Genomic DNA, 23,130 nt, shown 5'->3' on the forward strand with positions numbered 1-23,130 from the left:
CGCGAAGTGTCGCGTCTCTACAACCGGTTAGCAAAGCGGAAATTTCCTCAAGTCTTTCAACCCTTGTTCAACCACCCCTAACCGCTTCGCAGCTGTGAGGAACTAGTTTTCTAGCCTTTAACGCTGCTCCGTTATTTCACCAGATTCACCAGATTATCCCGCAGGAACAGCATCATGGCTCCGTAAGTGTAGTCGCGGTTGGCTTTCTTGGCGAGGCTGTGGCCTTCGTCTTTGGCCATGATGTACCAGACTTTCGTGCCCTGCTTCTTCAGCCCATCTACCATTTGCTCGGATTCGGTGAGGGGCACGCGCGGGTCATTTTTGCCTTGGTAGACCAGCATGGGCTTGGTGATGTTCTTGATTTTGTTGATGGGCGAAATCTGCTCGAATACCGCCTGCATGGCCGGGTCCCGCTCGTCGCCGTATTCCACCCGGCGCAGGTCGGCGCGGTAGGAGCTGGTGTTTTTCAGGAACGTGGTGAAGTTGCTGATGCCAAACAAATCGACGCCGCAGCGCATGCGGGCGTTGTAGTTGGTCATGGTGGCCAAACACATGTAGCCGCCGTAGGAGCCGCCGTACACCCCAACTCGGGTGGCGTCGAGGTCGGGCTGCTTGGCTATCCAATCGAGCAAAGCGCCGATGTCGCGTACCGACTCTTCACGCTTGGGGCCATTGTCGAGCTTGAGGTAGGTTTTGCCGTAGCCGCTGGAGCCGCGCACGTTGGGCACTACCACCGCCACGCCTAACTCGTTTACCAGCAGGTTGATGAGCGGGCTGAAGTTGGGCAACGACTGCCCCTCAGGGCCGCCGTGGATGCTGAGCAGCACGGGCGTTTTGCCGGTTGCATTGCGGGGGCGGTATACGAAAGCCGGAATCAGGCGCGGCTTGCCACTCACCTGGTCGAAGGTGGGATACTGAATCAGTTCGGGCTCCACGAAACTGGCCGGGTTCAGCCCGCCTACTTCGCTGGTGGTCCAGCGCGTGAGAGCCTGCGTGCCAAGGTCCACCACGTACACATCGGAGCTGGTTGTCGACGTGCCGAAGCTGACGGCCAGCCGCTGGTTGTCGTCGTTAAGCTTGAAGTTGCCGATGACGCCTTTGGGAATGTTAGGTACCGGCTGGTACTGCCGGGTTTTGGTGTCGAGCACGTAGAGCTTATAGTAGCCGCCCTCGTTGGTGGAAAACACGAGTTTGCTGCCGTCTTTGCTGAGGTCCATGCCTTCCACGTCCCAAGTAATGGCGGCCGTAAGTGGGGTTTGCTTGCCCGTCGCTAGGTCATGATAGCGCAGGGTTTGGAACTCGGTGCCCTCATCGGAAGTCAGGAACAAGCCCTTGCCATCGTTGGTGAACTCCACCCCCGAGTACGCCACCGGCGTCGGCGTGGGATGTAAGCGCTCCATTTTCCGCGCTGCCACATCGAAGCGATACAACTCACTTTCGTTGATGGACTTATAGTTGATCAGCATCATCTGCTTGCCATCATCCGACCAGTCGGCCACGCCCCAACCGCCGCCTTTCAGCTCGGCCAGCATGGCGGGTTTGGCGTTGGGTTTGAACTCCAGGCTGTAGAGGTCGAGGTCGGTGCCGTTGCGTTGGTTGCTGGTAAAGGCCAGTTGCGTGCCCGCTTCGTTCCAGCCTTGCAGATTGTTGCGGCTTTTGCCATCGGTCAGCAACCGCGACTGACCACTGCCGAGGTCGAAGAAGTAGATCTGGTAGTTTTCATTGCCACCGATGTCGCGGCTATAGAGGAAGCCGTTCTGCTTTTTATCGGGCGCCACCTGTACCGAACCGAGCGGCTCTTTGAAAAAGGTAATCTGCCGCCGGTCGGCGCCGGGCGCGGCCACGTGGTGAATCTGCGGTACCTCGGCGAAGCGCGTCGAGATAAACAAACCTTTGCCGTCCCGGTCCCAATCGGCGAAGCCCGCGCCCCGCACGTTCTGGTACTGGTCGACCCGCTCCAGCATATCGGCGGGCAAAGCCGGAATGCCATCTACCACCAGATTGCCGATTTCTTTGCGGTTATCCTGCGCCTTGATTGGTGCGGACAAGGCTGCTAGCAAGCCTATTGAGAGTAAATATTTTTTCATACCAACAAACTGGAATTCGCCTTTTCGGGAGTGCCTTGATTCACCGAGCTGGCTGGAGTGTAAGAAAAGACCTTATTAGTCCAATATACCAGTTCTTCCCCACAATGAAATAAGTCGATTACGAGGCTTCGAAAGCTCAAGCACGAAATTAAGTCTACCAGTGAGGGCAAGTCCTGTATGCTATAGGCCTTGTCACTTTAGTGTTAGCGGCGCTCTGCTATTGCCTTCCTGTTATCCGTCCAGCTTACGAGTGGGCTGCTGTCTATTCTATATCTTCCTATACTCCTTCCTGACTTACACGTGCTGGCTACGTTCACGGCACCGGTACAGCACCTAACCAACACCGCCTGCCAGTCGTTTTTCAGCTAGCCGATCTTAAGCTCTCAGAGAGCTTAACCTGGCGACGCGCAAAAGTTAAATGGAAATTTAGTTATTGGTTGCTAAGCCTTACTGACACCAGAAGCCTACACTGTTACCTCCACCAGTACCGCCGTAGAGCCGCCCTGGTCATCATCCGTCACGAGCAGCAACTCGTAACGCCCGGAGGCTAAGCGGCGGCGCACGGCTACGCTTTCCACTTTGCCTTGGTAGGGCTTGCCGTCTGGCAATTGTAGATGCGCTAAGAGCATGGGCCGGTTAGCAGGTTGGTCGAGGTCCAGCAGTCCAACGAAGCTGCCAAGCACTTCCCCGTCCAAAACGGCGTCGGCGGTATCTTCCACGGATGCCGTTACAAACAGCTTGTCTTCGAAGGTGCAGGCTCCGGAAAACCCGGCCGGTTTGCCTTTGATGGCCGGTAGCTGAAAACCTTGCGCTTTCACGGCCGGGGCTTGCGTGGTGCGGTGCTGCAGATAATCGAAGGTAGCAGTCAGCGGCATTCGAAACACCAGGTTGCCCGCCGCTGAACCTACCGTACGCTGAAACAGCAGCAACTCGGTAGTGGTGGCAGCGGCGGCTTCCAGATTGAGCGTTGTACTGGCTGGCAGCAGTTTGCGTAGTTGGGCATACAAGCTGTTGAGAGCAAGTGGGTACACCGCCGCTGCTTCGCCCTGCGCGGCCGACAGGGGCACCCAAAACCCATTTTCTCGCGCGGCCGTCGCTCCCGACCCGCACACCAGCAGCCCCGTTTCGCCGGTGGCAGTGCTGAGCGTTGTGAGGCACTCCAGGTCGGGTTTGATGGCCTTGGCGATACGGCCCGAGCTGAAATGCGCCGTTTCGAAAAGCGTGAGCGGCTGCCCCGGCCTCAAATCAGCTGCCGTAAACCGATACAAGTACGGCGAATCGTCTCCGATGATGTACACCGTATCGCCCACAATTTCCACCCCGGACGCCGACGGCAGATTAGGCAAATCAAGCTGACGCAGAATGGTGGCAAGCATGGGATGAATGGTTGAATGGCTGCATTGTTAAATTGTTGGTCGTTCTTTCATGAATTCTTGAACGACCAACAATTTAACAATGCAGCCATTCAACCATTCACCCTACTTCACAATCGTGAATTCTACGCGGCGGTTGAGGCGGCGGGTTTCTTCTCTTTCGTTGCTGGCGCGGGGATGAGTGCCGCCGTAGCCGACTACGCTAATCCGGTCTTCGGGTACGCCCCGCATAATCAGGTAGCGCCGCACCTCTCCTACCCGTTCCTCTGATAGCTTTTGGTTGAGGTCGGCTGGTCCTTGATTGTCGGTGTGCCCTTCCAGGCGGATGTTCACTGTTGGGTTGTCGGCGAGGGTACGGGCCAGGCGGTTCAGCTCACCGTAGGATGGGGGCAACAGCGTGAATTTGCCTTGCGCAAAAATTAGGGTGGGCAGTTCCAAGCTAGAGCCAACCGCGGCGGGTACCAACAGTAAATCAAGGGTACGGGACCCCGTCATGGTTACGGTATCGGTGGCATTCAGGAACGTTTCGCTACTGCCTAGCACTTGGTAGCGGCCGGGCGGCAACGTGAACTGGTACGAGCCGGTGCCCGGCAAACTTCGGGCGGTAGCATTGAAAACCAGATTGTTGTCTAACCGAACAATTTTAATTTCGGCCGCCAGAGGTTGCTTGGTTTTCGCATTAAGCACGCGGCCAGTAAGCAAGGTTCGCGGTACTACGGCCGGGACGGGCGGCACCACGGGCGTCGCCGCTACCGGCGCCGTAGAGTCCGAAGCTACGGTGCGTTGCACGTTAGTTGCCGTGCGGTAGATATCGGCGGGGCCGTTGGCGGTACGAGCCGACGTATAATAGGCCTGCTTGCCATCAGGCGCCAGCATGAAGTAGGCGTCGAAACCGGGGCCGTTGAGCTGGTTGCCGAGGTTGCGCGGCTCGCTCCACCGCATCCAGGTATCGTCGAGGCGGGTACTCACGAAAATATCGGCGCTGCCGTAGCCGGCGTGGCCGTAGGAGCTGAAATACAAGGTTTTGTTGTCGGGAGCCAGCCAGGGAGCAAACTCGAAGCCCGGCGAATTGACCACGCTGCCCAAGCTGCGCGGCTCGCTCCAAACCCCACCAGCCGTGGGCGTACTCAGGTATAAATCGTTGCCCCCTTGGGTGTCGCCGCGTTCCAGCGAGAGCAGCAGCACCTTTTTGTCGGGGGTCATGAAAAACGTGGTGGCCTGTCCAGCGGAATAGTAGTTCTGGATGCTTAGCGGCACCGGGCGGACGCCTTTACCCGCCGTCCGCGGCAACTCCGAAACGCCTTCGTCGCGGAAGCTGCCGTCGCGCTCATAGGTGCCGCGTAGCAGCAGCGTGTTACCCTGTGGACCCACTACGGCCATTACCCCGTTGTTTTGGGGGGTGTTGAGCACATCAAGCCGCGTAGGCGCATTCCAGGTATGGCCTTGGTTTGGCGAGCTACTCACCCAGGCATCCCCCGATTCGGTGTTGCCTTCGGTGTTGGCCGTGTAGCGCGTACGCGACAGATACAAGGTATTGCCGTCGGGTGCCAGCACGGGGTGTAGCTCGTTGCCACTGGAGTTGAGCGAGGGCAAGAGTTCCGGCGTTCCGAAACCAGGCAGGCTCGGGTCTTCGTTGAGGCGCAACTGAAACAGCCGCCACTGCTGCGTGGCCCGGTTTTGGGGCCGTTGCAGCACCGCGGCCGTACCATTAAACTTATCGGCATTGACAATGGCGGCGCAGTTGTTGTTGCCTTTTACCACCAGTTGCACACTCCCGATAAAGCCGCCGGGCTCCATTTTCCACTGCTGATAAAAGCTGCCCGTCCAGGGCCGCTGCACCAGCGGCGAGTTTTCGTCGGGCTTGTCTACCGTCAGGCATTTGCCACTTTGGCGGTTTTCAATCCGGTAATATTCCCCGCCGGGGACCACCCGTACAAAACGCCATTGCTGAGAGGCCGGATGCGTAAATTCCCACTGCACGATGGGGGCTCCCGCTTCCTGCGAGGCACCCTTCACCTCCAAGGAGCGGCCACTGCTGCGCGCCACAATACCGTACCAGCCATTTTCGTCCAGCACCGGAACGGTGCCCTGCGCCCACAGGGCGGGGCTAGCCAACAGGCAAATCAGTGAGGTAAACGAGAACAGTAAATCACGAAAGCGGAAAGACAACATGGGCAACTAAACGCAAGGTTTAGGTTGCAAGTTAGTTCAAATGCTAGCGTCTGGACATGCAAAGCGCCGCGTCTCTGCCAGAGAGACGCGGCGCCTACCAGTTGTCACCAAAACGTGTCTTTGTTTTACTGAGCGTTGTGGATGTACTTGAAGCGCACGAAACGGTCGTTTTCGTAGATGGCGGTGAAGTGCCCGCTGCTCTGCACTTTGGTTTCTTGCTTACGGTCGGACTTGGTAGTAGCCATGGGTACAGCAGGGTAAGAACCGGGGGTTGTGCCTGGTACGTGTACGATGAAGGAGAGAATCTTAGAGGGCATAACTAGTTTGTTTTCGTTTGGTGTGACTCAGGTTGAAGAAGACAAAATCTTGAAATCTAAAAGCAACTCCAAGACAGCATTTAGTTCTAACTGCACTAAATGCACAGTTCATGTTCCAAATGTAACGATATTTCTATTTGATAGAACGATGCTAATGTATATTTTTTCATGAAAAAAATAAAATAGCTCATACTAGATATTACAGCCCTGTCCCTGGCGTTTTGTGCCTGTCATTCATCTCTCTACCTACTAGCCCGAGCTTAGCTAGCAGGTATCTGCGGCTTACTGCTTAGCTACTACTACTTCCGGATTTCATGCCCCCGTTGCGCGGCTACCCCCTGCACCTTTCCAAGAACCAAAGCTGCTACAAACCAGTATTACTAGAGCAGGCGATGCGTCGCTGGCCATTCATTCACTGCTCCTTGTTTTCCATAACTATGCGCAAAGGCACTACTGTAAGCTGGAAGTACGGTACGGGTACGGCGACCGGCAAAATCGAAGAAACCCACAAAGAAACCATCACCCGCAAGCTCAAAGGCTCCGACATCACCCGCCACGGCACTCCCGAAAATCCCGCCTTCGTTATCGTTCAGGAAAACGGCGACCGGGTAATCAAGCTGCAAAGTGAAGTAAGCGCTGCCTCGAAAAACTAACGCCCAACCTTCCCACCGGCTATTGCTGGTGGGAAGGTTGGGCGTTAGTACTATGTGTTTTCTCTACCGTTAGCGGTTTTTCGGGTCGGGCTCGATAAAAGCTTCTTCGTTCATTTCGGTAGGCACTACCACGATGCCGCGTTGCAGCATAGAGTTGCGCTTGCCGTAGAGGAAGTACACCACGAAGCCCAGCAGCATCCAGCCCACTGCCACCTGCAGCGTGAAAGCATCGAGGCCAACGATGAGCAGGGTGCACACAATAGCCCCCATGATGGGTACCAGCGGGAAGCTAGGCGACGACAGCGGCGAGCGGAACGGCCGGGGCTGGTCGGGGTCGGAGCGGCGCATCACCCACACACCAATGCTCACCAGCACGAAGGCCAGCAAGGTACCAAACGAGGTAAGGTCGCCGGCCAGGGAGCCGGGCACGAAGGCTGCGAACAAGCCCACGAACACCATCAGCATCAGGTTGGACTTGTAAGGCGTGTTGAACTTAGGGTGCAGCTCGGAAAATGCCTTGGGCATGAGGCCGTCTTTGGCCATCGAGAAGAACACGCGGCTCTGCCCCATGAGCATCACCAGAATAACCGAGGTGAAGCCTAGCAGAATGCCTACCGTCACGGCCGTAGCCAACCAGCCGTAGCCGGGCATGTGGGCCCGAATAGCATAAGCCACCGAAGCCTCACCGCCCAGGGCGGGGTCGGCAAACTCGCGCCAGTTGGCCACGCCTGTCAGCACGTGACCGAACAGGATGTAAAGCACCGTGCAAATAGCCAGTGAGCCAAGGATACCGATGGGCATGTCGCGCTTGGGGTTCTTTGCTTCCTGCGCGGCCGTACTCACGGCATCAAATCCGATGAAGGCAAAGAACACGATGCCCGCCCCGCCGATAATGCCTCCCAGGCCGTGCTTGTTCCAGCCCTCATAGGTACGCACCACTTCGCCAGCGGCGTTTTTCACCACGGCATCAGCCGGAATCAGGTAAGGCGTGTGGTTAGCGGGATCAACGAACTGCCAGCCCACCGCAATGAATACCAATACGATAACCGTTTTGAGCACTACTACCACGGCGTTGAACAAGGCCGATTCTTGGGTGCCTTTCACCAGCAGCAAGCTCAGCATCACGATAATGAGTAAGGCTGGCAGGTTGATTAGACCGTGTTGCTCCACTCCGTTTACCACCGCGTGCTCGAAGGGCGAGTGACTTAAATTATACGGTATACTAGTGCCAAAGACCTCCAAGAGCTTGTTCAGGTATTCGCTCCAGGCGATACTCACCGTAGCCGCGCCCAGGGCATATTCCATAATCAGCGCCCAGCCGATAACCCAGGCCACAAACTCCCCCATTGTGGTGTAGGCGTAGGTGTAAGCCGAGCCGGCAATCGGAATCATGGCGGCAAATTCAGCGTAGCACAGGCCCGCGAATACGCAGCCGAAAGCGGCCAGTATAAACGCCAGCGTGACGCCGGGGCCCGAAGCTTGCGCCGCCGCGTTGGCCGTGCGCACAAACAGACCCGCGCCAATAATGGCGCCCACGCCCAAGGCCACGAGGTTGCCCGCGCCTAGCGTGCGCTTCAGCGCCCCGTGTCCGGAAGAATTGGCTTCATTTAGAAGTTGAGCCAGCGGTTTTTTGGCGAAAATACTTGCCATATAAGTTTAGGAGAAAGGGAAAGAAAGTGAGTTGGTAGTCGAAATATGAAAAAGCCGTTAGCAGACAGCTGTCCGGCCCCGAATATAGGCGTTTATTGGATTCGTCCGCTTCTGCTTGGCCATTGTCCTAATTCTTTACTGCCCGATTAAACCCAGCCGTGCCGGCGCCCTCTAAGCTGTCGTCATCAACCTCAAAGACAACACTACCATGAAAAAGACGCTTGTTATACTTGCCACTTTCCTGCTGACTGCCGGTGCAGCTTCTGCTCAATCTTCTGATTTGGCCACTGACGGCCGCCAAAACGGCATGGGCCAGGGCCGCGGCAACAACATGACGCCCGAGCAGCGCGCCGATATGCAAACCCAGCGCCTCACCCAGGAACTGACCCTCACGGCCGATCAATCCACAAAAGTGCGCGCCATTGCGCTGGCCGAAAGCCAGGAACTACAGGCGCTACGGGCCAAATTTGCTTCCGCCGATTCTCGCCAGGGTGCCGGCCAGGAAATGAAGACGGTTCGGGAAAAATACGATGCCCAGCTTAAAGCCGTGCTTACCGCCGACCAGGCAACCAAGTACATCCAGATGCGCGAAGAGCGGATGGGTAACCGCAAAGAAAAAATGCAGGACGGTGGCATGAAAAAGAAAGAGAAGGCAAAAGCCTAAGCTCACCAAAAAGCTAGCGTTCCACTTAACCAAAGGCCTGCAAAAGCCCCAACCACGCTGGTTGGGGCTTTTTTGCGCTTAATCGGCGGAAAACTCGTTGCGGGTGCCCGGCTTTGTAGGGCGGTGGCGCAACCGGCTACGTTGAAAGTATCTTGCGCCTTTTCGAGAATACTTTTCCCTTGACTTTCGGTTTACGTAGAATTCCACTTGCTTATATTTGATACTATGCGCCTGGCTTCTTTCCTACTCGCCGGTTGCGTACCCACCACATCCATCACCTCATGAGTCCTCTGCCCAGTAGTACCGCGTCGGTACAAATTCAGCAGTTTTACGATAAAGGTTTAGCGCACGCCAGCTACGCCATCCGCAGCGGCCGCCAAGTGGCTATCATCGACCCGGCCCGCGACCCCCAACCCTACTACGACTTCGCCGACGAGCACGACGCCCGCATCATTGCCGTCATCGAAACCCATCCGCACGCCGACTTTGTGAGCAGTCACCTCGAAATAGCCGAGGAAACCGACGCCATTATCTACTGCAGCGGCTTGGTAAAAGCCAGCTACCCCCACCAGTCCTTCGACGATGGCGACCGAATCAAGCTCGGCAACATGGAGCTGCACGCCATCAACACCCCCGGCCACTCCCCCGACAGCATCTGCGTACTACTAATGGACGAGTTTGCCCACACCCGCGCCGTATTCACCGGCGACACCTTGTTTGTGGGCGACGTTGGGCGGCCCGACCTGCGGGAAGACGATAGTATGGGTGGCCATAGCCGCGAAGATTTGGCGGCCCAGCTCTACAACAGCACCCGCCAGAAGCTCATGACGCTGCCGCCCACTACGAAGGTATATCCGGCCCATGGCCCCGGCAGCTTGTGCGGCAAAACTACCAGCCCCGACCTCGACAGCACCATCGGCAAGGAAATACAAACCAACTACGCGCTGCAACCTATGTCGCAGGCCGACTTTGTGAAGGTGTTGCTGGAAGACCAGCCTTTCCGGCCCAAATATTTCGGGCATGATGTGGTGCTCAACAAGCAAGGCGCGCTGCCTTTCGAGGATAGTATTCGGCAAGTACCCCGCCTGCAACCCGATGCGCAGCTCGACCCAGCGGCACTCATTATCGACACGCGGCCGGCCGAACAGTTTCGGGCGGGCCACTTGTCTGGCGCTATTAACTTAATGGACGGCCCCAAGTTCGAAACCTGGCTCGGCTCGGTAGTAGGTCCCGAAGAAACGTTTTACCTACTAGCCGATTCGCAGATTGCACTGGATACCGTGATCCGCAAAGCAACTAAAATCGGCTACGAAGGCAACATCAAAGGGGCCCTGATAACGCCCCTGCAACTCCCGGTTACCAGCCCCGATACCAACGTGGCGCACGTGCGGGAGCGGCCCGAGGACTTCACCATCGTCGACGTCCGCAACCGCACCGAAGCCAAGCAGCCCATCTTCGAAAACGCGCTGCAAATCCCGCTGCCCGAGCTGCGCGAGCGGGCCCACGAGATACCCACCGATAAGCCCGTGCTGGTCCACTGCGCCGGCGGCTACCGCTCGGCAGCGGGTACGAGTATATTGAATACGGCCCTCCCCGATAGTGTGCAAGTCCACGACTTAGGCGAGGCCGTTACTACGTTTCAGTCGCAGGAAGTGCACTAACCGCTTTGGTACCAACAAAAAGCCCCAGCCCGCTTTCGGACTGGGGCTTTTTGTTGACGCTTATTATCAACAAGCAAGCAGTAAGAGCTCGAAACTGCTATTCAGCGTTGGGCCCTACCAAGCGGTTAGCGTCGTCGTTGAGCGGCAGGAAGCCGTTGGCACGGCCTTGCATCTTGAGGCGCCACCGCTCCCCAAGTGCTGGGCAGGCCGCTAATTGGGCCACCAGTTCCTGGTCGTGCCGCTGCTCGTATTTGGCGGCATTGGCCCGCGCAATGGTCCACTCGGGGTGCGGGCGCTCTAGCAGCTGCAACACGTCGGTGGGGTCGACCAACCCGGGCTGCAACACCCGCAGGTACCAGCCGGTGAAGCCCGTTTCCTGAAGCCATTGCGAAAAGAACGGCAGTTGCCACCGGCGCGCAATTTTCCAGCACGGCGAACGGGGCTGCGAGATTTGTACGACTGCCTCGCCAAAAGCAAATACGTCCCCAATACACACGTCAACCTCGGTATAGTCGCCACCAATGGTTAGGTTTTCGCCGAAGCTGCCGGCCGTTAGTGGCAGCTGCAGGCGCTCAACCCAGTAGGCATAGTGGGCGGCGGGGTAAGCGCACAATGCTTGGTCTGGCCCGCCGTGGTTGCGCTGGTCGGCTTGCTCGTCGCCAGCCAGGTTGAGTGTATCGAGCCTGATTGGCTTGGTTATTACCTGCTTGAATATAGCGGAGGTCCACGGCCGATGTAGTGCTTCTGTAGCCTCGGGCACACCCAGTGCCTGGGGAAGGCCTACACGTAGGGAAACCACCGGCAAAGAAAGATCAGGTGCGGAATCGGCGGTAGCAGCTGCGGGCTTTTCGGTGCTTTCCATAACCATACTTGAATTAGCTGGAGCCTGCTTATTCAGGGAGTCTGAACAGCGTATTGTTGGTAAACTTATCTGGTTCCCAGCAACGTTGTGGTCGAGCCCGCCAAGTTGCAGCGAAAATCGGCGCGATAAGGGTTAATTTTGAATTTCCATCGTCACGATTTCCGGTATGAAAGTTCTGCACACCGCCGACTGGCACCTCGGTCAGCGCTTTATCAGCGGCCACGAACGCACCGACGAGCACCGCCACTTCCTTGAGTGGCTGGTAGAAACCGTGCGGACGCAGCGCGTGGAGGTGCTGGTAGTAGCCGGCGACATTTTCGATACCGGCTCGCCTTCCAACCAGGCCCTCGAGCTCTACTACTCGTTCCTGCTGAACATGCGTGGCACCACCTGCCGCGACATTGTGGTGGTGGGCGGCAACCACGACTCGCCCGCCACGCTCAACGCCCCGGCCCGGCTGCTGCGCCACCTGCGGGTGCACGTAGTCGGCTGCGTGCCCGACTGCTTTGAAGACCAGGTGCTGGTACTGGACGACGCCACCAGCAAACCGGGCCTCGTGGTGTGCGCCATACCTTTCCTGCGCGACCGGGACGTGCGCCTCTCCGTACCCGGCGAAACTGCCGAGGAGCGTGAAGCTCGCATCAAACAAGGCATTGCCGACCACTACAGCCGTATGGCCGAGGTAGAGCAGGTTTGGCAGCTTAAAGACCTTGGCCTACCCGTGCTGGCTACCGGCCACCTCTATGCCGCCGGCGCCGCGCCCTCCGATTCCGAGCGCACCATTCACGTCGGCAACTTAGGCCAGATTACGGCCGACCACTTCCCGGAAATCTTCGATTACGTGGCGCTCGGGCATTTGCACCGTCCGCAGCGCGTGGGGGGGCGTGAGCATATTCGATACTCCGGCTCGCCTATTCCACTTTCGTTTTCCGAAGTCGATCATCCTAAAGAAGTACTGCTCTTGGAATTCGGGGGCGGCAAGCTACAAACCCTGGAGGCCCTGCCAGTGCCCGGCGCCCGGCGGCTGGTGCGCTTCCACGGTGCGCTCGATGAAGTGATTTTGCAGCTTACCACCTACGACAACGCCGGCTACTCGCTCCCCGCTTGGGTGGACGTGCAAATTCATTCCGAGCTAACCCAACTGGAAGTAGCCGAAGCCCTACTGAAAGTGATTCAGGAACTAGACCGCAAGCAGCTAGAAGTGCTGGCCCGCCGCCACTTCCGCCTCATCAAGCTCCGCGCCCTCGGCGACGAGCAAGAAACAGAAGCGCCCCTCACCCGCAGTCTCCACGACTTCACCGAGCGTGAGGTATTCGAGCAGCGCCTGGAAGCAGAACCCGAAGCTAGTCGGGCCGAGTTGCTGCGCACATTCGATGAGCTGCTAGAGCGGCTGTAGTAGCTGCCGATGAGGCAAGTCGCGCTGACGCTAAGCCGTACTGCGGGGCTGCCGGCATACATCTAATGAACTACTAAAGCAGCTGCAAACTGGTTAGTTGATGCTGGTTGAAGGAAGCAACTCTAAGTATCTTCAGCTTATGAACACCCGAAGTACTCTCCTACTGCTTGGCAGGCTGGCGGCTTGCAACTATCTGCTGCTTTTTCAGGCGCGGCCGCTGGCGGCGCAGCAGCTGCCAGCTCCGCGCGACACTTCCTTCACGGTGCACAGCGCGTTCAGCAAAGCCCGGAAAACGCACCCTAATAGCAGCGTGGCTAAACCAGCCGTGCCGGCTACTATCCTGGCGAAAACCAACCTGACCTACTGCACCATCGGCGGCCGCGACTTGCAGCTTGATGTTTTCCGGCCAACTACTAACCGCAAAAAAGGCTACCCGGCCGTACTGCTTATTCATGGCGGCGGGTGGCGCTCCGGCGACCGTTCGCAGCACGTCCCGATGGCGCAGCAACTAGCTGCGAAAGGCTACGTGACGGCCACCGTTGAATACCGGCTGAGCACTGAAGCCATTTACCCGGCCGCCGTTACCGACCTGAAAGCCGCCATCCGGTGGCTGCGCGCCAATGCGAACACCTACAACATCGATACCACCCGGATTGCGGTTTGGGGCTTCTCGGCGGGCGGACAACTGGCGGCACTGCTCGGCACTACCAATGGCGACAAGCAGCTAGAGGGCGACGCCTGCCACAAAAGCTACTCCAGCAGCGTGCAAGCCATTGTGGATGTAGATGGTACGCTGGCGTTCATCCACCCCGAATCAGGAGAAGGCGACGATAGCAAAGGCACCTCCGCGGCTACGTATTGGTTTGGCGCCTCCAAAACCGCTAAGCCGGAATTGTGGCACCAGGCCGGCGCTTTGAACCATGTAACAAGTAAGACACCACCGATAGCCTTCATTAACAGCTCGGTTGCCAGAATGCACGCCGGCCGGGAGGACATGCTTCAAAAGCTGGATGCTTTTCATATCTACTATGAGGTACATGGGTTTCCCGAGGCCCCGCATACGTTCCCTTTGTTCAACCCGTGGTTTGAGCCCACGCTGAACTACACCGTGGCATTTCTGAACAAAGTATTTAAGGTGAAATAAGCCTGCCTATTTAATAACACAAGCGGCCAAGCGCGGCCGCGCCATAATTGGTTATGGCGCGGCCGCGCTTGGCCGCTTTTTGCGTGATATAAACGGTCGGCATAACACTACGCCTACAACAAGAGGGCAAAAATAAATATACCCCCGCCCTGTAACGTCCGGAAGTTCGCGCGGTATCCACACAAGAATACAGCGCGCCTCATCAGCTGCGCCTCAAAGGGGTCAACGGCCGCTTGGCATATAACTCAATAGGAGAGTGATACTGCTTAGTACGCTTAGCAGACCTGGATTCCAACTGACATGCGGCCTACTCCTTAAATAGTACGCTGCCCTGCTTCTTCGTTGCCACTTAACCTCTTTCATACATTGAATAGCAAAATCTCTACTCGCTTCTTTTCATTTGCGGCCAGAATTTTGGTGGTAGTACTAATAGGAATCGGGACAGCGGCAAAGGCGCAAAGCCCTGGCAGCATCACTGGCACAGTGCGCTCGGCTGCGGGTGCTCCCGTTGATTACGCTACCGTCACGCTGCACCGCGCCACCGATTCGACAGTGGTAAAAACCGAATTCAGTGACGCCAGCGGCGCTTTTCGGTTCGAGCGGCCAGCCGACGGGCGCTACCGGGTATCGGCAACGCAAATAGGCTTCACCCGGTATTGGGGCGAGGCGTTTGCCTTGCCGGCGAGTGGCTTGGCTCTGCCCACCATCACCCTACAGCCGAGCGCGGCCACGGCCCTGAAAGAAGTGCAGGTAGTCGGCCAGAAGCCCTTGTTCGAGCGCCTGCCCGACCGCACGGTCGTGAATGTGGAAGGCTCGACGCTGGCCGCCGGCAACACCACCCTGGACGTACTCAGCCGCGCCCCCGGCGTAACGGTGGATGCCAACGACAACCTGGCGCTGCGGGGCCGGCAGGGTTTGTTGGTGCTCATCGACGGCAAGCGCCAGCCCATGACGGGCTCCGAACTGGCCGACTACCTGCGCGCCCTCCCCGCCGACCAGCTCAAAAGCATCGAACTAATTACCAACCCGCCCGCGAAGTACGACGCGCAGGGCGGGGCGGGCATCATTGCCATCAACCTTAAAAAGGACCAGCGCATGGGCACCAATGGCAGCGTGAATGCCAGCTACGGGCGCACCGAGTACAACAAGTTTACCACCGGTTTTTCGGGCAACCACCGCCGCCAAAACCTCAACATTTTCACCTCCGCCACTTACACCCGGCGCCGAGGCTTTGGCATTCGGAACACGTACCGATATTTCTACGACTCCCTGAATGAGGCATCGGTTCTGAGAGGCACCAGTGACCAGCGTAACCGCATTGAATCCAGTGACCATTTTCTGATTTATAAAATTGGTGCCGACCTCAATATCTCGAAGAATACGGTGCTTGGCGGGGCCCTCAATGGGTTTGCGGTACCCACTCCTCACCCTAACGGCGTAGGCACCAATACAAGCACCTTCTACAACGCGGCGGGCGACATCCGAGACTATTACACCGCCCTCAGCCGAACCGAAGGCTTCAACCCCAACATTGCGGGCAACCTGAATTTCAAGCACACGTTCGGCACCGCCAAAACCGGTGCCCCGGAGCTAACCGCCGACGTAGATTATGCCAACTACTACACCCACCGCCTGCAGCGGCAGACCACCTTTTTCGAGATGTCGGGCCGGCCAACCGCTACCCTGACCGGCGACCAAACCGGGGAGCTGATTATTCAGGCGGTGAAGGCCGACTACACGCAGGCCCTGACGCCCAAAACCAACCTCGAAGCCGGCGCCAAAGCCAGTCAGGTGTCTTCCAACAACGACGTCTTATTTGAAAATACCGTCAACGATATCACCACCATTGACCTTGGCCGTACCAACCGCTTTAAATACGACGAAGTAATTACGGCCGCGTACGTGAACCTGACGCACACCTTCGACAAGCTCAACGTACAAGCCGGTCTGCGCGGCGAGCAAACCATCATGGAAGGTCGGCAGCAGATAGCCGACGACAACTTCCGCCGCGACTACTACCAGCTATTTCCGAGTGCCGGCCTGAAGTACACGCTCAACGAGTTGCACGAGCTGTCTGCCTCCTTGAGCCGGCGCATCAACCGGCCTTCGTATCGGCAGCTCAACCCGTTCCGCTTCGTTATCGACCCCACTACTTCGGGCAAAGGCAACCCCAATCTGCGGCCAGAAACCAGCTACAACATGGAGCTGAACCACACCTTCAAGCAGAAGTTCACCACCGGCCTCAGCCTGAGCTTGACCAAGGACCCCATCACCGACGTGGCCCAACCCGAAACCGACAGCACGACCGTGTCGCAGTACGTCAACCTAAGCCGTCAGCAGTACGCGGCCCTGACCCTCACGGTCCCCCTGACGCCAGCCAAGTGGTGGAACATCTACAACAACGCGGTTTTCTTTTACATCTATTATGAAGGCAGCCTGGCGGGCACTGCGCTCAACCGCGGCCAAGGCGCCTTTACTTTAAGCAGCAACAGCACCTTCACGATGGGCAAAGGCTGGAGCGCCGAGCTGAACGCCAACTACAACTCCAAGCAACGGGTAGGCTTCTTTATCTTCCAACCGTTTGGCCAGGTAAGCGTAGGTGTGCAGAAGGCCGTGTGGGGAAAACGGGGCAACGTGAAACTAGCCGCCACCGACATCTTCTACACCACCCCGTTACGGGCCACCTCGCGCTACAACAACTACCAGGAAAACCTCTTCCTCCGCCGCGACTCCCGCGCCGTAACCTTGTCGTTGAGTTGGAAGCTAGGCAACGACAACACTGCGTCCACCAGCCGGCGCAGCGGAGCCGAAGACGAGAAACGCCGGGCCCAATAAGTAACGGGGTTCTGTTGATAGGCGGCTAGGCTCTGTGGCTAGTCAGCTAACAGAACGTCATACAGAACGCAGCGAAGCATCTTGCGTGCTGACGATAGGTGGTTACGGTAACCTCAGCACGCGAGATGCTTCGCTGCGCTCTGCATGACGAGCGTAATTCAACAGAGAATCTTAACTGCCCACAGCTTGGCTTTTAGAGGTTTTTTAGGTTTGAAGAGTTGATAAGGCAAGCTGCTCTTCAGTACACAAATAGTAAGCCCTACGGTTGAGTTTTTACCAATTGCGATTATCTTGTCCGACCATTTTTGTTCGGCAACTCATGTCTTCCACCAACGACATCCTCCTCTACCAGTCACCCGATGGCAACACGCAGCTACAGGTGCAGCTGCAAAACGAAACCGTCTGGCTGACGCAGGCGCAGATGGCCGAGTTGTTTGGCCGCGACCAGGGCGTCATCAGTCGCCACTTGAAAAATGTATTTACCAGCGGCGAGCTAGACGAAGAAACCAGTGTGCAAAAAATGCACATTACTTCTGTACAAGCAGTTGGCAAAGCTGAAAGAGGTTTTATGCATAAAGTGCATAAAACTGAAGGTGGCCGCCCTGTCAGCTATTACAACCTCGATGCCATCATCTCGGTTGGTTACCGCGTCAATTCCATTAAAGGAACTCAATTTCGCAAGTGGGCGACGCAGGTGCTGCGGCAGTATCTGGTGCAGGGCTATGCGCTGAATGAGTTGCGCCTCCGGGAAAGCGCCCGCCAATTGGCTGACCTTAAGCGCCTGGTGCAGCTACAAAGCGAAGTAGCCGCCAGCCAGGAACTGACCTCCGACCAATCCGACGCGCTGCTGCGGGTGCTCGGCGATTATGCCCGCGCCCTCGACGTGCTCGACCAATACGACCACCAGCGCCTGCGTGTGCGCGCCACTGCTACCGATGAGCCTTTTGTGCTAACCTACGAAGCTGGTTTGGAAGCGGTGGAAGGCCTGCGCAAGCAGTTCGGCGGCAGCGTCTTGTTTGGCCGGGAGAAAGACGCTTCGTTCCAAAGCTCTGTACGCACCATTTACCAGAGCTTCGGCGGCGAAGACCTGTACCCAAGCGTAGAGGAAAAAGCCGCCAACCTGCTCTACTTCGTAGTGAAGAATCACTCCTTCTCCGACGGCAATAAGCGCATTGCGGCTTTCCTGTTCGTGTGGTTCCTCGACCGAAACCACTGCCTCTACAAACCCGACGGTTCCCGCCGCCTCGCCGATAACGCCCTGGTAGCTCTCACCCTGCTCATTGCTGAGAGCAAGCCCGAAGACAAGGACACCATGGTAACCTTGGTGGTGAACCTGATCAACCAAGACAACTAAAGCGGGTTGGCCCGCTCGTACCAGTACCAAACCGCCTCATCGGCCTCGACAAACTCGGCGGTTTTCGCCAGCCCAAGCTTTTGCAGAATACGGCACGAAGGCCGGTTCTCGCGCATCACGGTAGCATTGATAACGGGCAGTTGCAGCACCTCGAACCCGTAGCGCAAGCTTGCTTCGGCTGCTTCCGAAGCATAGCCGCAGCCCCAATACCGGGTCAGCAGCCGGTAGCCAAGGTCGTAGTAGTTTGTGCGCCCGTTGCATTCGGTTTCGTTGACCAGCTTCAGGCCGCACCAGCCGATAAACGCGCCGTCTTCCTTACGCTCCACCACCCACCGCCCGATACCATTGCGCTGGTACTGCGCCCGGATGTACTCGACAATGGCCGTCGCCTCGGCCAAGGTGCTCAGAGGCGCATTCGGCACGTAGCGCAACACATCCGGGTCGGAATCCAGCGCCAGAATACTGGGCGCATCGATCAGCTCGATTGGGCGCAGGAGCAGGCGGGGCGTTTCGATAGTTGGCAGTGTCATGCGGGGCTTGTCGAAGCGTAACCGTTTTATAAATTGCAATTTCGTCTAGCGCGAGTTCAGCGCAGCGTAACTCGTGCCTACAAATGACACGAGTTTTCAACTCGCCCGGTAGAACAGTGCGGCACTGCCTTGCCGTTAGAGCGGCAGCAGTACAACCTTCGCCTTATCTGGTCACTAGTTACGCTATACTTGAACCAGTTGGACCCCGTAAGAAAGATATTATCCCCAACCGCCGAAGTATCGCCATTTACGCACCCGCTCCTGCCCTACCAAAGACGCAACAATAGCCTCACAATCATCTTCCAGACCCTCAATATGGCTGCCCATCTCTCCTTGGGTGAAAATGAGCAAGGCACGGAGGTACTCATAAAAGCTAGAGAACATGCCATTGATAGTGGGCCGGGTGTCATGGTCGAAATAGTAGATGGCTTTCGTTTGTTTGTGAAAGCACCACACATTGCCATTGCCTAAGTATTCACCGAACACAACCATGTTCTTTAGTACCTCCTGTTCCTCGGCGGTGTAGCTTTCCATGCTTTCCGCCGACCAGCCTACAAATTCCTCTAGCGGGCATAGTATTTCACCTAGCTTGGCTGGCCCAAAGCGCAGATAAAAGAGTTTTAAGTCTTCGGGTAGGGTTGTATTCAGCCGCTTCTCACAGGCACTGATTTCCTTGGGTGAAGCCGGAGCAGCTGGTTCTTCGTCAATATGATACGCGTAGCCCTCGATTATGGGAGCTATTTCCTGTTCCCAACCTATGTCTGCTCCAATTGCCTTCTGCGGGATAATTACATCCTTAATCGTATTGACTTCCATGTTTCGAGAGCAATTTAATTTATATCGATAATCTATGAGGTGCACTCTAGCTAGGCGCTTAGCAGGGTACCAATGAAGCTTTCGTCTGGCGCACATAACGCGAGATTTTCAACTCACCCGCTAGGACGGCACAATCTCGTCTCACTGTTAGGGCAACAGTGGAGCTACAAGCCCCACACCACAAGCTGGCCACAAATTATGCTACGCTAAACTCGCATCAATTGAGACACTATTATTCTTTCAATATTATCATAAGGTTCTACCTCTTCTATAAATTGTAAGTTGTCAAGTCCTATTGCGCATTTTCCTTTATCTAGTGCCTGCTTTATAACATAATTTATTTTATCTACGCCGACGGGGCTTACTCCATAATAATCAAAAGTTAATAATCTATTTCTAATGAATAACCCCTCTATTGTCAAGAGCTTTCTGTCACTGAATTTCATTCGGCTCAAGCATTCATTTGTCCTTACTTCGAATTTATCTAGTATGTCATTTACTTGATTGTATGTAGCCCCAAACTTCTTAACTAAATATCTACCGGCTGTTTGATGAATTATATTTCTTTCCCAAAAATTTTGATTATAATTTTTTGCGTAGGGAATAGGCAATAAAATTTTAATTCCTTCCCATTCTTGGCTCTTTGAAAATAAACGAATTATTTCTAAAGCCAAGTCATAGCCTAACGTCTCTCCTAAAAGAGAAAAATTAGGGATATAAATACGAATTAACTTTCCCGGTACCAAGTTAAATGGAGGAACATAATACCCGCGAATAACAAATCCTTTATTGATTATTATATTTTCCATCTTCTAAACATATTCAATCGATGTAAAAGTAATTAATTACATCAACGACTTTATCTCTGTCGAAATATACTTGCCGTAGCCTATAATGAGTTGAAGTTGGACTTCGACTGTATTCATATCCAATAAAGTGCTTTTTACTTCTATAATTCGAATACTTATATGGCTTCCATACTACTAACGGCTTACCGAGCATGTTCTCTACTTCTTTCCGGCTCATTCCGACTGTCACCTTAGCAAAGGCAAAGTGCGAATAACCAGCAGAGTACTCTGTATCTTCAGTTAAAAATACATTCCATATTTCACCACTCATTCCATCAAGTTTCACCAGGTTATATCTAGCACTTACATCAATGAGGGCAACCAATAGTATAAGTAGCAGAATCTTTTTCATGTGCATTTTCTAACAACTCACAACGGCCTTTTTCAAGCAGTATTGCATAAACCTCACGGCTTTCCGCTCATCATAAACACTAATTCTCCGCCGTTCATAATATCCTGATGCGCTAGAAACGGCCGCGTTAGCAACTTACCATTGAGGCGGGCTTCCTGGACGTAAACGTTTTTGTCGCTTTGGTTTTTGGTTGTGATGCGGAAGGTTTTGCCGTTTTCCAGGCGCAGGGTGGCGCCGTGGAGGGCGGGGCTGCCGAGGGCATAATCGGGGGAGCCGGGGGCGACGGGGTAGAAGCCGAGGGCCGAGAAGATATACCAGGCGCTCATTTGGCCGCAGTCGTCGTTGCCGCCGAGGCCGTCGGGAGTGGGGCGGTACATCTTGGGCAGGATCATGCGGACGCGGGCTTGCGTTTTGTAGGGCTGGTTGGTCCAGTTGTAGAGGTAGGCGGCGTGGTGGGCGGGCTCGTTGCCGTGCACGTAGTTGCCGATGATGCCTTCGCGGGTGATATCCTCGGTTTCGGCGAAAAACTTATCGGGCAGGTGCATCGTGAACAACGAGTCCAAGTGCTCTATAAAGCGTTTTTCACCGCCCATGATTGTGATAAGAGCGGCGGGGTCGTGGGGCACGTAGAGGCTGTAGTTCCAGGCGTTGCCTTCGATGAAGCCCTGGTTGTGGGTGCTCAGCACATCGAATTCCTTGCGGAACGTACCATCGGCGAGCTTGGGGCGCATGAAGCCAATGCGTGGGTCGTAGACGTTACGCCAGTTCTGGGCGCGCTTGCTGAACTCCTGATAGATGTCCTGCCGGCCTAGTTTCTGGGCCATCTGCGCGATGCACCAGTCGTCGTAGGCGTACTCCAGGGTTTTCGACACCGACGAGCCGCTTTTGTCTTCCGGCACGTAGCCGAGCTGCATGTACTCGCCGATGCCGTCGTAGCGCTGGGTACGGGCGGTGGTGACGCAGGCATCGAGGGCCTTGTTGGCGTCGAAGGGGGCGTTGCCTTTCAGCACGGCGTCGGCCACCACGGGCACCGAGTGGTAGCCGATCATGCACCAGTTTTCGTTGGCGTAGTGGCTCCACACGGGCAGCATGTGCTCCACGCTCTGGTTGAAGTGGGCCAGCATGGACTGCACCATATCGGCGTTGCGCTTGGGCTGGAGCAGGTTGAAGAGCGGGTGCAGGGCCCGGTAGGTGTCCCACAGCGAAAAGGTGGTGTAGTTGGTGAAACCTTGCGCCTGGTGGGTGTTCTGGTCGAGGCCGCGGTACTGCCCGTCGGTGTCCATGTAGGTGGTCGGGCTCAGGAACGCGTGGTACATGGCCGTATAGAAGTTCTCCTTGTCCACCTTCTTTGGCGACTCCACTACCACCTTGCTTAGCTCCTGCTGCCACAGTTGCTGCGCCTGCGTTTTCACTTGGTTGAAGTCCCAACCGGGGGCTTCGGTGCGCAGGTTTTGCAGGGCCCCGACGGTGCTCACGGGCGAGAGGGCAAATTTCACCTTCAGCTTCTCCCCGGCCGTGGTCTTGAAGTTGAAGTACATCCGCAGTTGCTCACCGGCCAGGTCGGGGAAGCTTTTGGTTTGGTCGAATTTGCCCCAAAAGCCCCGGTACGCTTGTTTCTTGCCGTAGTTGCGGCTGCCGTAATCGGTGAAGGGCTTCGAGAAGGCCATGGCGAAGTACACGGTGCGGGTACGAGCCCACCCATTGGTTTGGCGGTAGCCGGTCACGAGCGTGTCGTTTTCGACCCGCACAAAGGTCCAGACGTTTTTGTCGGGGTAGTTATAGATGCCGGCCATCAAGTCCAGAATCAGGTGGGCCTGGTCGGACTGCGGGAAGGTGTACTGGTGCATCCCCACCCGGTTGGTGGCAGTCAGCTCGGCCAGGATGTTATGGTCGTCGAGGCGGACGCGGTAGTAGCCGGGCTCGGCCACTTCGCTGGCGTGAGAGTAGGCGGAGCGGTAGCCGCTTTGGGGCTGCGTGGCCGTGCCGGGGTTGAGCTGCAACGGGCCGGTGGTGGGCATAAGCAGGAAGTCGCCGAGGTCGGAGTGGCCGGTGCCGCTGAAATGGGTGTGGCTGAAGCCAACAATGGTTTTGTCCTGGTACTGGTAGCCGGCGCAATACTTATACACGTCGGGGTTGTACTTGCCGTCTTGCTCGTAGCTGAGCGTGTCGGTATCGGGCGAGAGCTGCACCATGCCAAACGGCACCGTCGCGCCCGGAAACGTGTGCCCCATCTTCGCCGTCCCGACAATGGGGTGGGCGTATTGCACGAGGTTTTCGGCGGGCTTCACTTTTTGGGCGAAGGACGGCAGGGCCGCGAGGAACAGCGCGGCAAGCGGCAGTAGTTTCATCAGCTTCAGAGTGGCGTGGAAGCTGGCAAGGTAATATAGCGGTTTCGGGAACGGAGTACCTTGGACTC

Annotated in this window: 17 protein-coding genes; 7 read left to right on the forward strand and 10 right to left on the reverse strand. The window is 56.3% G+C overall.

Annotation, left to right across the window (positions count from 1 at the left end; genetic code table 11):
- Positions 1–131: 131 nt before the first annotated feature.
- The 3 genes from VF639_RS05445 to VF639_RS05455 form a co-directional block, all read right to left on the reverse strand.
- Positions 132–2,087, reverse strand: a complete 1,956-nt coding sequence (locus VF639_RS05445) for a S9 family peptidase (RefSeq protein ID WP_331144867.1) — start codon at positions 2,085–2,087, stop codon at positions 132–134.
- 464 nt (positions 2,088–2,551) lie between these two features.
- Positions 2,552–3,463, reverse strand: a complete 912-nt coding sequence (locus VF639_RS05450; RefSeq protein ID WP_331144868.1) for a DUF6929 family protein — start codon at positions 3,461–3,463, stop codon at positions 2,552–2,554.
- 102 nt (positions 3,464–3,565) lie between these two features.
- A complete protein-coding gene (locus tag VF639_RS05455; RefSeq protein WP_331144869.1) occupies positions 3,566–5,632 on the reverse strand; it encodes an RICIN domain-containing protein in 2,067 nt (688 codons plus the stop codon).
- Between the two features lie 631 nt (positions 5,633–6,263).
- Between VF639_RS05455 and VF639_RS05460 the strand changes: the two genes are divergently transcribed.
- A complete protein-coding gene (locus VF639_RS05460; RefSeq protein ID WP_331144870.1) occupies positions 6,264–6,602 on the forward strand; it encodes a hypervirulence associated TUDOR domain-containing protein in 339 nt (112 codons plus the stop codon).
- A 69-nt stretch (positions 6,603–6,671) separates the two neighbouring features.
- On the opposite strand, the gene VF639_RS05465 is transcribed toward VF639_RS05460, so the two are convergent.
- Positions 6,672–8,252 carry an amino acid permease gene (locus VF639_RS05465; RefSeq protein WP_331144871.1) on the reverse strand — a complete coding sequence of 527 codons (1,581 nt, stop codon included), beginning with the start codon at positions 8,250–8,252 and terminating at the stop codon, positions 6,672–6,674.
- Between the two features lie 208 nt (positions 8,253–8,460).
- Between VF639_RS05465 and VF639_RS05470 the strand changes: the two genes are divergently transcribed.
- Both VF639_RS05470 and VF639_RS05475 read left to right on the forward strand, forming a co-directional pair.
- Positions 8,461–8,916, forward strand: coding sequence for a hypothetical protein (locus VF639_RS05470; RefSeq protein WP_331144872.1), 456 nt, complete (start codon positions 8,461–8,463; stop codon positions 8,914–8,916).
- 281 nt (positions 8,917–9,197) lie between these two features.
- Positions 9,198–10,577, forward strand: coding sequence for an MBL fold metallo-hydrolase (locus VF639_RS05475; RefSeq protein ID WP_331144873.1), 1,380 nt, complete (start codon positions 9,198–9,200; stop codon positions 10,575–10,577).
- Between the two features lie 97 nt (positions 10,578–10,674).
- On the opposite strand, the gene VF639_RS05480 is transcribed toward VF639_RS05475, so the two are convergent.
- Positions 10,675–11,439: an MOSC domain-containing protein gene (locus VF639_RS05480; protein ID WP_331144874.1), complete on the reverse strand. Its 765-nt coding sequence runs from the start codon at positions 11,437–11,439 to the stop codon at positions 10,675–10,677.
- A 166-nt stretch (positions 11,440–11,605) separates the two neighbouring features.
- Here VF639_RS05480 and VF639_RS05485 point away from each other — a divergent pair, with 166 nt between their 5' ends.
- The 4 genes from VF639_RS05485 to VF639_RS05500 all read left to right on the forward strand — a co-directional run bounded on the left by VF639_RS05485 (position 11,606) and on the right by VF639_RS05500 (position 18,168).
- Entirely contained in the window at positions 11,606–12,835 is a 1,230-nt protein-coding gene (locus tag VF639_RS05485) for an exonuclease SbcCD subunit D C-terminal domain-containing protein (protein ID WP_331144875.1), read from the forward strand.
- Between the two features lie 139 nt (positions 12,836–12,974).
- Positions 12,975–13,979 carry an alpha/beta hydrolase gene (locus VF639_RS05490; RefSeq protein ID WP_331144876.1) on the forward strand — a complete coding sequence of 335 codons (1,005 nt, stop codon included), beginning with the start codon at positions 12,975–12,977 and terminating at the stop codon, positions 13,977–13,979.
- A 366-nt stretch (positions 13,980–14,345) separates the two neighbouring features.
- Positions 14,346–16,814 carry a TonB-dependent receptor domain-containing protein gene (locus VF639_RS05495; RefSeq protein ID WP_331144877.1) on the forward strand — a complete coding sequence of 823 codons (2,469 nt, stop codon included), beginning with the start codon at positions 14,346–14,348 and terminating at the stop codon, positions 16,812–16,814.
- A 319-nt stretch (positions 16,815–17,133) separates the two neighbouring features.
- Positions 17,134–18,168 (forward strand): virulence RhuM family protein/type II toxin-antitoxin system death-on-curing family toxin, encoded by a 1,035-nt coding sequence (locus VF639_RS05500; RefSeq protein WP_331144878.1) that lies wholly within the window; start codon positions 17,134–17,136, stop codon positions 18,166–18,168.
- Here the strand turns inward: VF639_RS05500 and VF639_RS05505 are convergent.
- The 5 genes from VF639_RS05505 to VF639_RS05525 all read right to left on the reverse strand — a co-directional run bounded on the left by VF639_RS05505 (position 18,165) and on the right by VF639_RS05525 (position 23,062).
- Complete coding sequence (locus tag VF639_RS05505) at positions 18,165–18,698, reverse strand: GNAT family N-acetyltransferase (protein WP_331144879.1); 534 nt, start codon at positions 18,696–18,698, stop codon at positions 18,165–18,167. The genes VF639_RS05500 and VF639_RS05505 overlap by 4 nt on opposite strands.
- Before the next feature lie 219 nt (positions 18,699–18,917).
- Positions 18,918–19,514 (reverse strand): SMI1/KNR4 family protein, encoded by a 597-nt coding sequence (locus tag VF639_RS05510; protein WP_331144880.1) that lies wholly within the window; start codon positions 19,512–19,514, stop codon positions 18,918–18,920.
- 206 nt (positions 19,515–19,720) lie between these two features.
- Entirely contained in the window at positions 19,721–20,323 is a 603-nt protein-coding gene (locus VF639_RS05515) for a hypothetical protein (RefSeq protein WP_331144881.1), read from the reverse strand.
- Positions 20,324–20,336: 13 nt separating this feature from the next.
- Positions 20,337–20,714, reverse strand: coding sequence for a hypothetical protein (locus VF639_RS05520; RefSeq protein ID WP_331144882.1), 378 nt, complete (start codon positions 20,712–20,714; stop codon positions 20,337–20,339).
- 53 nt (positions 20,715–20,767) lie between these two features.
- On the reverse strand, positions 20,768–23,062 hold the full coding sequence (locus VF639_RS05525) for a GH92 family glycosyl hydrolase (RefSeq protein WP_331144888.1): 2,295 nt from the start codon (positions 23,060–23,062) through the stop codon (positions 20,768–20,770).
- Positions 23,063–23,130 lie beyond the last annotated feature (68 nt).

The sequence above is a fragment of the Hymenobacter sp. genome, from assembly GCF_036387835.1.
GTDB lineage: Bacteria > Bacteroidota > Bacteroidia > Cytophagales > Hymenobacteraceae > Hymenobacter.